This is a genomic window from Treponema sp. B152 (assembly GCF_024181665.1).
GTDB classification, from domain to species: domain Bacteria; phylum Spirochaetota; class Spirochaetia; order Treponematales; family Treponemataceae; genus Treponema_B; species Treponema_B denticola.
Genome location: NZ_CP058668.1, coordinates 299,650 through 315,688, shown reverse-complemented (window position 1 = coordinate 315,688; position 16,039 = coordinate 299,650). Strand labels below are relative to the sequence as shown.

The following is a 16,039-nucleotide window of genomic DNA, read 5'->3' as shown; positions in this document are numbered from 1 at the left end:
TCCTCCAATTTTACAAGACAACCAAGTTGTGAACAACTAGATAAGATTATTCTAATATGATATAATCATAACATGAAACAAGTTTTATTGATAGGGATAGCCCCCACTTTACGATATTATATTACAAAAAAATTACAAGAAGTCGGCATTTATGTTATTTATGCCGAAACAGTTATAGAAGCCATGAATATTATGAAGCAGCAGCCTGTCATGCTCATAATAATAGATTATAGTTTTAGCAGAGACGCCCTATTTAATTTTTTTGCCGAAAAACAAAAAACGCCGACTCTTGCAGGAATACCGTCGATAGTATTGGGAAGAAAAATAGCCAAAGTTGACATAGCTTTATTAGCCTCATACGGAGTAAAAAAGGTAATTTCAAAGCCCGTAAAAGTTGACGAACTTTTATTCTCAATAGGAATAATTTTAGGAACAACATTTCCCATGGATCCCACACCCTGCATCTTGGAAACGCGGGTAAATGAAGATGTCATATTTATAGAATTGGCACAAGGTTTAAACAGAGATAAACTTGAGCTTCTTCAATTTAGAATAATAGAATTAATTGAATCCTACAAACTCGCTGAGGCTAAAATTTTAATTATATTGACCGATTTAAATTTAACCTATGCCGATACGGCTAACTTGGAATATTTGATAGATAATATCCTAGCCGTAAAAGTAGTGTCTCCTAAAAATGTAAAACTCCTTACCCTCAATCAATTTGTAACAGACTTCTTTTCGCAAAACCCCGACTATAAGATGATTGAAGTTGTAGGAAGCCTTGGGCAAGCTCTTTCGGCTCTTTTACAAACAACTGAAGATAAGATAGCAGTAACTCAAACAATGCTGAATCCCGACAATGAGCAAAATGAAAACGCAAGCAACCTTGAAACCCGGTTTAAACTGGACACGGCCGAAAAACTATCTATAGCTGTAATAGATGATGATTTGGTTGTCCGCAAAATGATGACTGCTATTTTTTCGGGATTAAATGCCGAAGTAACTCTATTTGAAAACGGAGAAGATTTTTTAAACAAAGTAGAAAATGATGTTTATGATGTTGTGTTCCTTGATATGATTATGCCGGGTATGAGCGGCATAGATGTTTTAAACGGAGCAAAAAAGAAGGGAATCACAACTCCATTTGTTATTCTATCTTCCGTCACTCAAAGGGATTCCGTTATCAAAGCTCTGGAAAAGGGTGCTAAAAGATACATATTAAAACCAATAAAAAAAGAAACGGTTTTGCGCAAAATGGAGGAAGTTTTGGGTGCATCTCTTTAATAAAAGTATTTTAAATTTTAAACTTGGAAAGTATTTAACCGAGTCAAACATAGCGTATATAATTTTTTCTCCCGATTATGTCCCGCTTTTTTGGAGTCCTGAAGCGGAAAGACTTTTACCCGACTACCTGATTAAAAACACAAAAATACGATTACAGGATTATTTAAAAACAGTGCTGTTGGAAGAGGACTATATTAGGCTGTCCGCATTTATAAAAAGCAATCCAAAAACAGCGGCTTTTGAAGCTAAATTTGACAAACCCTCAAGCCTTTCGGATAAGACTGCTTTAAAGTTCAGCTTTACTCAACAAGATGACAATAATTTCTTTGTAACCATTGATGACATTACCAAACAAAAATTAAAAGAACGGTTTTTGATAATCGCAAGACAAGATGCCGAAAAAGCAAACAGTATGCGAAGCCTTTTTTTGGCAAATGTAAGCCATGAAATAAGAACGCCTATCCAAACAATAATAGGCATGATGGAGCTCATAAACGAAACAAACCTTGATGAAGAGCAGAGCGAATATACCCGTCAGGTAAATTTTAGTGCTGAAGTTTTACTCACACTTGTAAACGACGTTTTGGATTTTTCAAAACTTGAAAGCGGAAATATGACAATGGAAAGGACGGTTTTTAACTTGACCGATTCAGTTGAACAGACCGTGGATTTAATTTCGATGGAAGCTCATAAAAAAGGATTGGAAATTGTTGTAGATATAAGCGACAAAATTCCCGACTTTATATACGGAGATCCGGCAAGGCTGCAGCAGGTTCTTTTAAACTTTGTAAAAAATGCAGTTAAGTTTACCGAAACAGACTATGTCTCGGTTTCGGTCAAACTGGTTTTTGAAAATAACTCTGATGATCCCTATGCGGCTAAACATTTCTTTATTCTTTTTGAAGTTGCAGATACGGGAATAGGAGTCAACAACGAACAAAAATCAAAAATATTCAATTCCTTTTATCAGGGGAATGCTGCAATAAACAGAAAATACGGGGGAACAGGCTTAGGGCTTGCAATTTCTAAAAATATTATAACTATGATGAAGGGTCAAATAGGAATAAAAGACAATATTCCCAGAGGATCGGTTTTTTGGTTTAAGATTCCTTTAGTCCCTTCAAAGAAAAAAGCGCCCCATGAAAGCATCTTATTGGATAAGAATACCAGATTTTTAATCGTCGATGATAATATGCAAACCAGAACTATTTTAAAGAGAATGCTTTTAAAATTCGGCTTTGAAGATATAGCCTTGGTCAGCTCCGGAGAGCAGGCAATAGGAGTTATGAAAACAGCCGCCGAACATAAAAACCCCTTCAATGTGGTATTCATAGATATGGTTATGCCTAAGATGGACGGATGGCGCCTTGGAGCCGAAATTCACAATGACGATAGTCTTTCAGCCTCAAAACTATTTTTGATGATTCCTGAAGGCAGCCTCGGAAGGGATGCCAAGATGAAACTTTTAGAGTGGTTCGACGGCTATCTTTATAAGCCCTTAAAATCAAGAATAGTCTTTCATCTGCTAAACGAACTCTATCGTAAATTAGCAATAGCCTTAGAAAAAGATGACATTCCGGAATTGGAGCCGGTTGAAGCAGGAGGCCAAGGTCAACAAAATGGAAATGTACATAATTTCAATGAAGATAACTTTTTCGGCTGTAAGGTTTTAGTTGTAGACGATCATCCCGTAAACCAAAAATTATTAAAAATTATCTTGGAAAAAGCTCACTGTATTGTAAGCACGGCAAATGACGGAGAAGAAGCTATCGATACGGCATCAAGCGAACACTTTGATATTATATTTATGGACATACAGATGCCCGGTATAAACGGATATGAGGCTACACAAATTTTGAGGGGAAAGGGATATTCAAGACCCATCATCGCATGTACTGCAGGATCTCAAGATAATGAAAGGAACCTATGTAAATCTATGGGATTAAACGATATAATAAAAAAGCCCTTTAACAAAAAACAGCTTTTTGAAATGGTAAAAAAACATTATAAAAAGTAAGAGAGCTAAGTCAAATTCTCCCCGATTGACAAAAGCCCCCTTAATGCTTATCTTTTACGTCTATGGCAAAAAAGAGCACCAAAACAGGAAAAACAACTAAACCGGTAAAAAAAACCGGAAGAAAGAGAAGAAAAAGGTCAAAAATTAACTATACCGGAGCTATAGCCGGTTTTTTGGCAGTCTGTGTAATAATGCTCGCAGTATTTTTGTTTATAATTCCTTCGGTAAAAAATAAAGATGAAACAACGAATAAAACGCAAATTGCCAAGGAACAAGAAAAAATAGAAGAAGAAAAGCCTAAAACTACCGAAAAGCCGCCTATAGAAAGCAAGGCTAAAGATAAGCGTACCGAAAAAACTAAGGAAGCTGAAACGCAGGCCTCAAAAAATCTGCCTAAAGAAGCTGCAAAAAAGACTTTACACGATAAACCTAAAGAAATCGAAAAGCCGGAAGCAAAAAATCAGCCTAAAGAAAGCGAAAAGGCGGGCAGAGAAAACAAGGCAAAAAAGCCTGAAAATCCCATAATCACGGATAAGCCTAAACCTCAAGAACAAGAGCCTGACGTTTCGGCCTACCCTATTCAGGACCTGCCTGAGCTTCCCTCAAAGGGAAAACTTATTTTTGTGTTTGACGATGCGGGACACAACCTTGAACAGTTGCAGTATTTTTTGGATTTACCCTTTCCCTGTACCATAGCCGTTTTGCCTAAGCTGCCTAACTCAAGAGAAACGGCAAGAAGAATAAGGGCGGCCGGGAAGGAACTCATCCTTCATCAGCCGATGCAGGCATTAAACCCCAATATTAATCCGGGAGATGGAGCCGTTAAACCCGGCATGGACCGTGAAGAGATAAAAAAAATCGTAGCTTCAAATGTGGAAGAAATCGGGCCCATAGCCGGAATGAATAACCACGAGGGCTCTCTTATTACATCGGATGAAAAAGCTATGGAGGCAGTGCTTGAATTGTGCAAGGAAAAAAACATATACTTTTTGGATTCCCGCACCAGTTCAAAAAGCGTTGTTCCTCAAGTTGCAAAAAAACTGAATATGAATATTTGGGAAAGAGCTGTCTTTCTTGATAATAAAAAAGATAAGGCCTATATGAAAAAACAAATTATAGAAGGCTTGGAAATTGCCTCACAAAGAGGAGAAGCAATTATGATAGGCCACGTGTTTACCGTAGATCTTGCAATTCTTCTAAAAGAAATGTACTCCGATTTAACTCAAGAAGGATATACATTTTCTACAATTTCAAAATCAAAAGGGAAATAAAATGAAGATATTAGGAATAGAAAGTTCTTGCGATGAAACTGCGGCGGCAGTCGTCGAGGACGGAAATAAAATTTTAAGCAATATTGTTGCAACACAAATTCCGTTCCACAAAATGTATAACGGCGTCGTTCCCGAAATAGCAAGCCGAAAACATACCGAATGGATTTTGCCCGTTGTTAAACAAGCTTTAGCCGAAGCCGATCTGAGCCTCGAAGAAATAGACGGCATAGCCGCCACAGGAAGGCCGGGACTCATGGGTTCCCTTTTAGTAGGGCTTACCTTTGCAAAAACCCTTGCATGGTCTTCAAATAAACCCTTTATTGCCGTAAATCACATGCTGGGACATCTATATGCAAGCCATCTGGAAAATGATATCCCCTACCCATATTTGGGGCTTTTAGTTTCAGGCGGGCACTCGATTATCTGCAAGGTAAATAACTTTGATGACATCGAAGTCCTAGGTACCACAATCGACGATGCTCCGGGGGAAGCCTTTGACAAGGTTGCCAAGTTTTATAATCTGGGATATCCGGGAGGAGCCGTAATCGACAAACTCGCCAAAAACGGAAATCCCAAGGCGGCCAACTTCCCCATGCCTATAATCCACAAAGAAGGGCATAAGTACGATGTTTCCTATTCGGGATTAAAAACCGCCGTCATAAATCAGATAGACCAGTTTTGGAATAAGGACTTTGAAAAAACACCCGAGAACATTGCAGCCGCATTCCAGATAAGGGCGGTAAAAATTTTGCTTAGGCCCCTTTTGGATGCTTCGATAGATACGGGCTTAAAAACGATAGTAGCAGGCGGAGGAGTTGCGGCCAATTCTTTGTTGAGGGAAAAACTTGCAGAGCACAAAGAATTAAAGTGCATCTTCCCCTCGCTTAAATTCTGTACGGATAATGCGGCGATGATTGCAGGCCTCGGTTATCATTACCTAAAACGCGGAGACAGAACGCCCTTTACAGTCGAAGCCTCCGCCCGAGTTGAAGGCTTCAGCAAAAAAGGCAGGCATTAATAATGCTGCCGGCAAATTAAGGAAAATATTATGGATACGATGGAAAAATTTTATTCGGATGCAAGCCGGCTTGTAGAAAAGTCGCATGCAAACCAACTTGCAGAAAAGCTAAATAAGGACGGAGACACAGCAGCCTTTGACGCCCGCCTGACGGAAATCTTTTGCAAAGCGGTTTCGCTTTACGATAAGCAGGCCCAAGTTTTGGCAAACGATTTTGCCGACTATTGGCTTTCGGCCTATTCGGAGGGCAGACAAAAAAAAGAAGATGCGGTCGAATGGTTCTATCAAATATTTTCTCTTATTGCAGGCAATTTTGAAAAAGACATGGACTTTCCGCAACAAGACTGGGAGCAGATAAATCTAATTATTTCTTCCGAGGCTGAAAGTTTGGACATGGACCTTTTAAATTCGATAATGACGGTAATTGTCGAGCGCAAAAAAATATAAGAAAATCCGTAAAAAAACAGCCCAATGGACGGCTAATAAATGCTTTCTTTTGAAGATTTTAGTTTTAAAGAATACGACTCATGCACTCTATGCCCGAAAAATTGCAAGGTAAACCGCAACAAGGGCGAAAAAGGCTTTTGCCGCGAAACAAGAGATTTACGCCTTGCATGGGCAGGCCTCCACTTCGGGGAAGAGCCTCCAATCACGGGAGCCGGAGGCTCGGGCACAATCTTTGTTACGGGCTGCAACCTTCGCTGTTCCTTTTGCCAAAACTATCAGATATCCCAAGAAGGCATGGGAAGGGCTGTAAGCCTTGAAGAATTCGTAAACTTGTGTTTTGTACTCGAAAAAGAAGGGGCCGAAAACATAAACATCGTTACAGGCAGCCATGCAATCCCTGCAATAGCCCTCGTCCTAAAAGAAGCAAAAGGCCGAGGCTTAAAAATTCCTGTTGTCTGGAATTCTTCTGCCTATGAAACCGAAGAAGCTATAAGCCTCCTTTCGGACTGTGTTGACGGCTGGCTTCCCGACTTAAAAACCTTAAACCCGCAAATTTCTTCTCAAGTTTTTTACGCACCCGATTATCCCGAAACGGCAACAAGGGCAATCCTAAAAATGGCCGGCCTTTCTCCCTTAAAAATCTGTATGGAGAATAAAAAAAAATATCCTTTAGGAAAACTTTACTCAGGCGTCATAGTCCGCCACCTTGCCCTCCCCTCCCGCATTGCGGACTCGAAGGCTGTTCTAAGATGGTTTGCAAAAAACTTAAGAGGCAGGGCTCTTATTTCGGTGATGACCCAGTACACACCGGTTAAAAGAACGTCCGGCATAAAAAACTATTCTCTTTTTGAAAACCGGATGCTAAACCTAAAGGAAGACGAAACCTTAAAAGACCTCCTTTCAAGCTTAAAAATAGATGAGGGCTTTTACCAAGAGCTTGTCGCCTCCGATGACTGGCTTCCCGATTTTAACCGGGTACAAACCTTTTCATCGAAACTTTCAAAACCTTTGTGGCATTGGAAGCAAATTTCTTAAATTATCGTAAATTTACCTAAAAAGCGGCGGACTCATATTGACAAATTCGGAGTTTTACAGGATAATCGGCTATAGTAGATTTTAAAAAGGAGATATCATGAAAATACAAAAGAAATTATTTATTTTTGCAGTTCTTTTAATGACTGCATCATTGGTTTTTGCCCAAATATCGATGACATCATATAGTACTCAAAACCTTTTCGGTACTGATGTTGACGATTTTATGAATGTAAATGAATGGCAAAATGTACAGCCTAAAAATATCTTCGGATTTTTAGGCTACGGAAAGACCGGTAAAGGCTCAATAAACCTAGGTCTTGCCCACCAGTTTAAACCATTCTATTTAGGTACCTACTTTGAGGGTCAATTAAACGGCTGGGAAAAAAAGAAAGAAGCGAACGGCAATATTACGACTTATATACCTGCAGGCACAGCCTCTAAATCTAACGGCAAACTGCTTTTCGGATTCGGGAACATCGGTATTATGACGGATGTGTCTTATAAGCCTGACCAAAACAAGAAGACTGAATGGACAGAGGCCACAAAGACAAAGCAAACCGATAATCTCTTTAACCTGGATTTTAATTTAATTGCAGGTATAAATTTAAACTCAAATAATAAGCTCTTTAAGATTTCTGCAAAGTTGGGACTTGAATCTGATGTCGGTAAGAAGACGACCAAGGTGGATAGTAAGCTTACAAAATTCGAAGATAAAAGTAAATACAACCTTGTTATAAATGCCGGATTTTCCCATGATTTTTCATCAAAAGACGGCATAACCCAGACAGTTCTGGCCGATTTGGACACCAAATGGGGTATATGGCCTACAAAAAGAGAGGTAAATGTAGTAGGAGGCGTAACAACCACAGACTATAAATATGGTGAACTAAAGGATATACTTCGACTTACCCCTAAGTACCGGATTGCCTATGAACCGGAAGGTAAATTTGCCTTTAAAGCCGAGGCCGGTTTAGGAATAGGATTTGACTTTGAGAACGATTATAATTATACTCGCACAGTTGTCTCAAGCGGAGGCGATACGAAAGCATATAATGCAGCCAGAACATATAAAACAACATTAAGCCTACAGCCTGAATTAAAGGCGGCTTTTGTCTATGCCCCCGTATCGAAGTTTAAGCTTAACTTCGGCTTAGGATTTAATGTTCCATCAGTTAACTGGGCCTTTGAAAAGACAGAAACGCGCGATGCATCAGGTAATGTTACAAACACCGCTAAAGGAAACATTCTTACATTCAATACTAATGACGGAAAGTTCAGTGCAGATTCGGGATTTACTTGGCTTATAACCGAGAATGTAATCTTTGATGCAAACTGGAATATCATCAATAATTTGATGGATACCTTTAGTACAAACCTAAGCGAAGGTGCCGGTACCAATTTTTGGAATACTGTAAACCAGCTCGTTGTCCACAATATAAAATTTGCTCTATCGGTTAAATTCTAATCAAAATTTATACTATTAAAATCTACTTTAGATAAAACCTGTTAATGTTTACACAGCATTAGCAGGTTTTTTTGTAAATTTGAAGTTAAGCTAAACTTACAAAAAAGACTAGACAAGCTGAATAGAAAATATTAAACTTATTTTATATGAAAGAAAAAACAAAAGACGATACCATTATAATAAAGTTATATGAGGGGATACATCTGGAAATATACGACACTTATACCGAGAAATCATATAGCTTAAAAGGAGAACCTAGGAATGTTTTTAGAATCGATTACTGCTTTCAAGGGCTTCTGGAAGGTAAATTTGAAAATCAAACTTTTTCGTATTTAGGAGAAAAAGAAACAGCTATAAATTATGAAAAAGTTGCATTATCAAAAAGCTTTTTTCCGTTGAAGTTTTATAAGGGTATAAGTATACTATTCTTTCTTGATAAAATAAATTCGAATTTCAAAAATACTGCACAATTATTTAATATAGATGTTGAAAAAATATGCAAAAATTTAGATTTGCAGGACGGATGGTATAAAATAAAAATTAATTCCGAGATCTCTTATATAATGAATACACTGTATGAAAAACAAAGCTTGAAACATATAGAGTACTTTCAAATTAAATTATTCGAAATTCTATATCTTTTAAGTGTAATCAATACGGAAGAATACCGAAAAGAAGAATTTTATTCGGGTTATCACATCAATAAGGTAAAAAAAATTCATGAATATGCCGTTAATAATATAGATAAAAATATATCTTTTAAAAAGATGGTTAAAAATGAAGATTTAAGCTACACTATTTTTCAAAAATTATTTAAGCAAATTTACGGAGAAAACCCTTACTCATATTTAAAAAAATATCGATTAAAAATTGCAGCATTTTATATTTCCTCTACCGATAGAAAAATTACCGATATAGCTATAAATTGCGGATACTTAAATGCAAGTAAATTTTCTGATGCATTTAAATCCGTTTACGGCATCAGCCCAATCCAATACAGAAATGGAGAAAAACCTACAATAACTAAATAAAAATATCATTTTGGATTATTTTCAATTAAAATAGAGTAGAAAAATTTATCATAATTCAGTATAGTTAGCTAATACTAACTTTATAAAACGAAAGTGGAGATAAACAATTATGATGCTTAACAGAAGAGTTATCGAATTGACAAAAGGTATTAAATGCAGCATTTTGTTTAAAGCCCTATTGGGTGTTGCCGTATCGGGAACTTATGTAGCTCAAGCTGTCTTGTTGGGGAAAATAGTGGGACAACTTTATTCCAAAGAAGAATTATCCGTGGTAATACAAAGTATCTTATACATATCGGCAATCATAGCATCCCGCCTTATTTTAATATATTACAATTCAGTTTACGGCAAAAAAATTATCGGCAAGGTAAAAAACATTTTAAGGCGCCGCATTTACGATAAACTGTTAAAACTGGGACCTGCATTTTTAGATGATGAAAGAACAGGTAAATTAGGCTCAACAATGGTAAGCGGAGTAGATTATTTAGAAGGCTATTTAACGCTATACATTCCGCAAATACTTGTATGTGTAATTGCATGCGGTGCAATGCTCATTTATGTTTTTTCGCTGCATTATGTTTTAGGCATAATATCGACTGCAGCCTTAATCGCCGTATTGATTTCTCCCGTTGCTTTCGGGAAGATACTATCGGAATCTTCCAATGCACATTGGACGGCTTATAGAAATTTAACTGCAGAAATTTTAGACGGCATTCAAGGAATTACAACGGCAAAGACGTATAATGCACAAGAAAGGCTCGGAAAATTATTAAAAGAAAAAATGAGAACACTTTTTTCTGAAACTATGCACAACTTAAAAGTAAACCTAGCCGAAATAGGTATTTCCAATTTTGCTTCCGGTATCGGTACAAGTTTTACCCTTGCCGTAGCAGCACTATTAACTTCTGTGCATATAATTCCCGCATCCTCATTACTTATTTTGCTTTTTATGACCAACGAAGTTTTTAGACCAGCAAACGAATTGGCGGCATACTTTCATCAAGGTTTTATGGGCATAACCTCTATGGGCGGAATTTTTGCCTTACTTGATGAAGAAGAAAAAATAAAAGATGAGGGGACTAAAACCATTGACATAAAATCGGCCGATGGTTTTGAAATAAAATATAAAAATATTGAATTCGCTTACAGCGAAAAAAAGAATACGGTTTTTAAGAATTTAAATTTCACTGTTGCAAAAAATGAAAAACTTGCAGTTGCAGGAGAATCGGGAAGCGGAAAAACTACCATTGTAAATTTATTGTTAAGGTTTTATGAGCCTACAAGCGGAAGCATTTATATCAACGGTACCGATATAAAAGACTTAACATTAAAATCTTTGCGCAGTTTAATTACGGTAGTTTCGCAAGAAACTTATTTGTTTAACGGAACAATAAAAGAAAATCTTTTACATGCAAATGAAGATGCAGATGAGGAGAAGCTTATAGATGCATGTAAGGCTGCAAACATTCATTCCTTTATTCAAAGTTTACCGGAAGGTTACAATACAAAAGTCGGAGAAAGAGGTCTTAACTTTTCGGGAGGGCAAAGACAGAGAATTGCAATTGCGAGAGCCGTTTTAAAAAACTCCCCGATTGTAGTTCTTGATGAAGCTACTTCCAGCGTGGATACCGAAAATGAAAATGAAATTAAACAAAGTCTTAATCACTTGTTAAGAAACAGAACAAGCATTACGATTGCGCATCGCTTAAATACAATTGAAAACAGTGATAGAATTCTGGTTTTGCTCAGAGGAGAAATCGTAGAAGAAGGCTCTCACAAAGAACTTATTTTAAAAGACGGATACTACAAAAAGCTTGTAGAAGCACAACAAGGAGAAAACTAATATGTTTAAAGAAAAATATAAACCGCTTATTAAAATGTCTAAATACATAAGCTTTTATAAAAAAGAATTTATCATTTCGATTATTTACGGAATATTTAACAGTGTTTTTGCTTTACTCACCGTTTTAACGGGCGCATATATAGCTTCAGCGGCTCTGTTTAAAATGAGCACAGGAAAAATACTTTATCTTTTTATACCGCTGATTATTTTTATTATCGGCAAAGGACTTTTTGCTTTTTTGGAAATGTACGAATGTCATTTGGTCTCATACGGTGTAATCGAAAAAATAAGAAACCTTTTATATGATTCGATTTCCAAAACGGCACCGCAATCCACAGGCAAAAAAAGAAGCGGAAGTATTACCTCTGTGTTTGTCGAAGATGTTGAAGCCACTGAAGTTTTTTATGCTCATACCGCAGGCTCTTACATAATTGCATTTGTCTGCACTGTTCTTTATCTTACTGCATTAAGTTTTCTTTCATTTAAAATAAGTGCAGCCGTTTTTGCCGCCTGTATTCTTGTTGCAGCCGTTCCGTATTTTTTTAATCCTATTACAAAAAAAATCGGAGAAGAGATACGCGACGGTTTGGCTGAGGTAAATGCCGAAGCTGTAGATACGGTTCAAGGTTTACGTGAGATTTTAATTTTCGGCAAAGAAAAAAAATACATTGAAAAGGTTGCCGCCGACACCTTACGCTTAAATAAAAAAGAAATACGGGACGGGAGATTTAAGGGCTTACACAGTTTAGTAATAAACTTAATTACCTCCGCCGTTTTAATTTCAACAATATTACTTGCTCATTCGGAAGTAATTGCAGGCTCGTTAAAACCTGAAATGGTTTCGGTTGTTATAATATTTTCTCTTTTTGCCTTTGTGCCTATAATGAGCGTTTCGGTTACGGCAGGAGCTATGAATATTTCAAATGGAGCGGCAAAAAGAATTTTGGATATATTAGAAGAAGAACCGGCCGTTAAAGACAGGGTTCCATATATTCCGCAAAACAAATCTTCGGTTAAGGGAAACATAGAATTTAAAGACGTAAAATTTTCTTACGAAAAAGGTACCGAAGTTTTACACGGAGTTAATTTTACGGTTAAGGCCGGTGAAAGCATTGCCCTTACGGGTGAATCGGGAGCGGGAAAATCTACAATAGCGAATTTGCTTATGCGCTTTTACGAACCTGACAGCGGAGCAATTTATATTGACGGAAAAAACATAAAAGACATACACCAAAATTCCCTGAGGGATATAATCGCCTATGTACCGCAGGATGTTTATCTTTTTAACAAAACCATAAAAGAAAACATTTCTCTTGCCTGTCCCGATGCAAGCGATGAAGAAATTAAACAAGCTGCTAAGGTTGCGATGGCTGACGGCTTTATTAAAAGGCTGGAACAAGGCTACGATACCAATGTCGGTGAGCGGGGTGTTCAGCTCTCAGGCGGAGAAAAACAAAGAATTGCTATAGCACGTGCCGTCTTAAAAAATTCTCCCATATTGCTGATGGATGAAGCCGTTTCCAATTTGGATAGTGAAAGCGAAGCACTCTTCCGGCAAGCCCTAAATAATATCCGCAAAAATAAAACCATAATAACGATTGCCCATCGTCTTTCTACAATAAAAGAGACGGACAGGGTTATAAAAATCGAAAACGGAAAAATAGTTTAAAATTTTAGCCTTGAATTTTATTCGGTTTATATGTATAATACTTCGACGAAACATTGCCGGAGCACATAATGAATCAAGATATAGAAACAATCGTAAAAAATTGCAGGATTTTTTTTGAAACAAATAAAACAAAAAGCTATGAGTTTAGGATTTCTCAATTATTAAAATTACAGGAAGTCTTAAACCAAAACAAAAAAGAACTTTTAAATGCTCTTTATTCCGACTTACACAAAACCGAAATGGAAGGCTTCTTTTCGGAATTTGCTATCGTACGCGGAGAACTTAAATTTGCAATCAAGCACCTAAAAAAATGGATTAAACCTAAAAGGGTTCCGACCTCGATTGCCCATTTTAAAAGCTCAAGCAAAATAATGTATGAGCCCTTCGGCACCGTGCTCATCATGTCGCCGTGGAACTATCCTTTAAATTTAACCCTCGCTCCCTTGGTAGGCGCCATTGCTGCAGGAAATTGTGCCGTTGTAAAACCCTCAAATTATTCGCCTGCAACATCGGAGGTTATAAAAAAAATAATCTCCGAAAACTTTCCGCCGGAATATATATCGGTAATTACCGGAGGCCGGGAAGAAAACTCAAAACTTTTGGAGCAGCGCTTTGACTACATCTTTTTTACGGGCGGAACAACTGTCGGCAAGCTCGTAATGGAAGCAGCTGCCAAATATGTAACCCCCGTAACCTTGGAGCTCGGCGGAAAATCTCCCTGCGTAGTTGAAAAATCTGCAAACTTAAAAGTTGCAGCCCGCCGAATAGCTTTCGGAAAATACCTTAACGCCGGACAAACCTGCGTAGCTCCCGATTATATTTTAATTCAAGATGAGGTAAAAGAAAAATTTATCGAAGAATTAAAAGAAGCTTTAAAAGAATTTTTCCCCACGGAAACCTATTTGGACATGCACCTTCCCCACATCGTAAACGAAAAACATTTTGACCGCCTCATGGGTTTAATTGAAGGAGAAAAAATAATCACGGGCGGCAAAGGAGAAAAAGGCAGAAAATTTATTGAGCCCACAGTTCTGGATAATATTACCTTTGATTCCAAAATAATGCAGGAGGAAATTTTCGGGCCAATTCTTCCCGTAATAAGTTTTAAGACAATAGAGGAAGCAATTAAACTGATTAAATCCCGCGAAAAGCCCCTAGCCTCTTATCTTTTTACAACCGACTCAAATATAGAAAAGAAATTCTTAAATGAAGTTTCTTTCGGGGGCGGCTGTATCAACGATACGATAGTCCACTTGGCAAGCGATTACCTTCCCTTCGGAGGAGTCGGCTTTAGCGGCATAGGAAAATACCACGGAGACGAAAGCTTTAAAGTTTTCAGTAATGCAAAAAGCATCCTAAAAAAATCAAACCTCATCGACATCAAGCTCCGCTATCATCCTTATTCCGAAAAAAAATTAAACATAATAAACAAGATGATGTAGGAAATGGACTTTAAGAAATGGACACCGATAAACTTTTATCAAAGGACCTTTTATCAAATGGTATTCTACTAAAGGGCTTAAAAGAATTAGGCATAAACGAAAAGGCTCATAATAAGCTCTCTAAACTTTTAAACATTTATATGCGGGAACTTAAAATGTTTAACGCCTCATTTAATTTGGTAAAGGTCAAGGACGATGAAGAATTAATCGTCTCCCATGTTTTAGATTCCCTTTCGGCTTGGCGTTTTTTTTATAATGAAATCAAAAATACCGAAAGCAAAAATGATAATGAAACCCTCATCAAAAAAGAGCCCTTTTACATTGCCGATGCCGGAACCGGAGCAGGCTTTCCCGGAATCCCCCTTGCAGCTCTCTTTATTTCTTTAGGCAATTTAGATGTAAAACTTTCTTTAATCGAAAGAATGCAAAAGCGATGCACATTTTTAGAAAACATCAAGGCTGTTCTCCAATTAAATAACACCGAGATTATCGAAAGCGAAGCCGAAAAAGCCCCTCAAAATAAATTTGACATTGTAACCTACAGAGCCTTCCGCACCTTGGATAAGCACATTCTACAAACTCTTTTAAATCTTGCAAGACCTAAGGGTAAATTATTTTTATACAAGGCCGCAAAAGAAAAAATAAACGAAGAGACGGAGCTTATCAAAAAAGAAGGCCTAAACTATAAAATAGAAAAACTTGATGTTCCCTTTTTAAAAAAAGAGAGGCACCTTCTTATAATCGAAAAGCCTTAATCCAAGGTTTTTAATTCTACCGAAACTTCAAAGCCCTTTTCGTTTTTTGTAAGCTCGGCAAGAGCGTAGCGGCCTTCCATCAGGGCACCGGGATTTACCAAAACGGTTTCGCCGATTTTATCTACCGCAAAGGACTCGTGAATATGCCCCGACACAACCAAAAGCGGCTTATGCTTTTCGATAAAGGCAGTGATACCCTTTGATCCCACATGTACCATGGGAGCCACCTTATCGACCTTAGCCCCATGCGGAGGATTATGACAAACCAAAACCAAGTTACCGGCTTCGGTAATATTTGCTTTTTCAAAGGCATCGGTTAAATCTTTTACAAGCTCTTCATCGGTTCTTTCGTAGGGCGTAGTACCTGTAAATTTGCTTCCGCCCCCTGAACCTGCAAAGATAAGCCCTTCAAAATTTTTTACCTCGCCCGTAATCGAAACACCGGCATCTTTTAATTTTTTTTCAAACTCAGGAGCATCGCAATTCCCCAACACGGCAAAAATATTTTTATGAATCTTTAAAAGCTCGTTTAAAAAAGGAGCCCCCGTTTCAATCTTTTTAAAAGCAGCAAAGTCCCCTCCGAAAATAAGGACATCAACCCCATCGGCAACAGGTTTTATCCTTTTTAGTTTTTCAAGATCCCCATGCCCATCCGAAATAATCAATAATTTCATAAGTATTAAACCCTCCCAAATCTGTTTGCGATGTTTTTCATAAGTCTTTAAGACTTATGAAAAACTCGACGGTCTAGCCTAAAAA

At 37.5% G+C, this 16,039-nt stretch carries 13 protein-coding genes; 12 read left to right on the top strand and 1 reads right to left on the bottom strand.

Annotated elements, in window-relative coordinates:
- The first annotated feature begins 72 nt into the window (after positions 1–72).
- From HYB91_RS01315 to rsmG, 12 genes are all read left to right on the top strand, one after another.
- Positions 73–1,287, top strand: coding sequence for a response regulator (locus HYB91_RS01315; protein ID WP_002667421.1), 1,215 nt, complete (start codon positions 73–75; stop codon positions 1,285–1,287).
- On the top strand, positions 1,274–3,304 hold the full coding sequence (locus HYB91_RS01310; RefSeq protein ID WP_253719575.1) for a response regulator: 2,031 nt from the start codon (positions 1,274–1,276) through the stop codon (positions 3,302–3,304). Before HYB91_RS01315 ends, HYB91_RS01310 begins: the two co-directional genes overlap by 14 nt.
- Before the next feature lie 62 nt (positions 3,305–3,366).
- Positions 3,367–4,575, top strand: a complete 1,209-nt coding sequence (locus HYB91_RS01305) for a divergent polysaccharide deacetylase family protein (protein WP_002675957.1) — start codon at positions 3,367–3,369, stop codon at positions 4,573–4,575.
- Between the two features lies 1 nt (position 4,576).
- Positions 4,577–5,593: a tRNA (adenosine(37)-N6)-threonylcarbamoyltransferase complex transferase subunit TsaD gene (gene tsaD / locus HYB91_RS01300; RefSeq protein WP_002675958.1), complete on the top strand. Its 1,017-nt coding sequence runs from the start codon at positions 4,577–4,579 to the stop codon at positions 5,591–5,593.
- A 30-nt stretch (positions 5,594–5,623) separates the two neighbouring features.
- On the top strand, positions 5,624–6,040 hold the full coding sequence (locus HYB91_RS01295) for a hypothetical protein (RefSeq protein WP_002675959.1): 417 nt from the start codon (positions 5,624–5,626) through the stop codon (positions 6,038–6,040).
- Positions 6,041–6,079: 39 nt separating this feature from the next.
- On the top strand, positions 6,080–7,075 hold the full coding sequence (locus tag HYB91_RS01290; RefSeq protein WP_002675960.1) for a radical SAM protein: 996 nt from the start codon (positions 6,080–6,082) through the stop codon (positions 7,073–7,075).
- A gap of 97 nt (positions 7,076–7,172) precedes the next feature.
- A complete protein-coding gene (locus tag HYB91_RS01285) occupies positions 7,173–8,540 on the top strand; it encodes a TDE2508 family outer membrane beta-barrel protein (RefSeq protein WP_002675961.1) in 1,368 nt (455 codons plus the stop codon).
- Between the two features lie 146 nt (positions 8,541–8,686).
- Positions 8,687–9,571: a helix-turn-helix transcriptional regulator gene (locus HYB91_RS01280; protein WP_002675962.1), complete on the top strand. Its 885-nt coding sequence runs from the start codon at positions 8,687–8,689 to the stop codon at positions 9,569–9,571.
- Between the two features lie 109 nt (positions 9,572–9,680).
- A complete protein-coding gene (locus HYB91_RS01275; RefSeq protein WP_002675963.1) occupies positions 9,681–11,414 on the top strand; it encodes an ABC transporter ATP-binding protein in 1,734 nt (577 codons plus the stop codon).
- Position 11,415: 1 nt separating this feature from the next.
- Positions 11,416–13,083: a thiol reductant ABC exporter subunit CydC gene (cydC, locus tag HYB91_RS01270; RefSeq protein WP_002675965.1), complete on the top strand. Its 1,668-nt coding sequence runs from the start codon at positions 11,416–11,418 to the stop codon at positions 13,081–13,083.
- A 68-nt stretch (positions 13,084–13,151) separates the two neighbouring features.
- A complete protein-coding gene (locus tag HYB91_RS01265) occupies positions 13,152–14,525 on the top strand; it encodes an aldehyde dehydrogenase (RefSeq protein ID WP_002675966.1) in 1,374 nt (457 codons plus the stop codon).
- A gap of 17 nt (positions 14,526–14,542) precedes the next feature.
- A complete protein-coding gene (rsmG, locus tag HYB91_RS01260) occupies positions 14,543–15,280 on the top strand; it encodes a 16S rRNA (guanine(527)-N(7))-methyltransferase RsmG (RefSeq protein ID WP_002675967.1) in 738 nt (245 codons plus the stop codon).
- Here rsmG and HYB91_RS01255 read toward each other — a convergent pair.
- Positions 15,277–15,954, bottom strand: coding sequence for a metallophosphoesterase family protein (locus HYB91_RS01255; RefSeq protein ID WP_002675968.1), 678 nt, complete (start codon positions 15,952–15,954; stop codon positions 15,277–15,279). The two genes, rsmG and HYB91_RS01255, sit on opposite strands and share 4 nt — an antisense overlap.
- Positions 15,955–16,039 lie beyond the last annotated feature (85 nt).

Coding starts and splice junctions, on each gene's coding strand:
- HYB91_RS01315 (WP_002667421.1), top strand. CDS start 73: ATGAAACAAGTTTTATTGATAGGGATAGCCCCCACTTTACGATATTAT.
- HYB91_RS01305 (WP_002675957.1), top strand. CDS start 3,367: ATGGCAAAAAAGAGCACCAAAACAGGAAAAACAACTAAACCGGTAAAA.
- tsaD (WP_002675958.1), top strand. CDS start 4,577: ATGAAGATATTAGGAATAGAAAGTTCTTGCGATGAAACTGCGGCGGCA.
- HYB91_RS01295 (WP_002675959.1), top strand. CDS start 5,624: ATGGATACGATGGAAAAATTTTATTCGGATGCAAGCCGGCTTGTAGAA.
- HYB91_RS01290 (WP_002675960.1), top strand. CDS start 6,080: ATGCTTTCTTTTGAAGATTTTAGTTTTAAAGAATACGACTCATGCACT.
- HYB91_RS01285 (WP_002675961.1), top strand. CDS start 7,173: ATGAAAATACAAAAGAAATTATTTATTTTTGCAGTTCTTTTAATGACT.
- HYB91_RS01280 (WP_002675962.1), top strand. CDS start 8,687: ATGAAAGAAAAAACAAAAGACGATACCATTATAATAAAGTTATATGAG.
- HYB91_RS01275 (WP_002675963.1), top strand. CDS start 9,681: ATGATGCTTAACAGAAGAGTTATCGAATTGACAAAAGGTATTAAATGC.
- cydC (WP_002675965.1), top strand. CDS start 11,416: ATGTTTAAAGAAAAATATAAACCGCTTATTAAAATGTCTAAATACATA.
- HYB91_RS01265 (WP_002675966.1), top strand. CDS start 13,152: ATGAATCAAGATATAGAAACAATCGTAAAAAATTGCAGGATTTTTTTT.
- rsmG (WP_002675967.1), top strand. CDS start 14,543: ATGGACACCGATAAACTTTTATCAAAGGACCTTTTATCAAATGGTATT.
- HYB91_RS01255 (WP_002675968.1), bottom strand. CDS start 15,954: ATGAAATTATTGATTATTTCGGATGGGCATGGGGATCTTGAAAAACTA.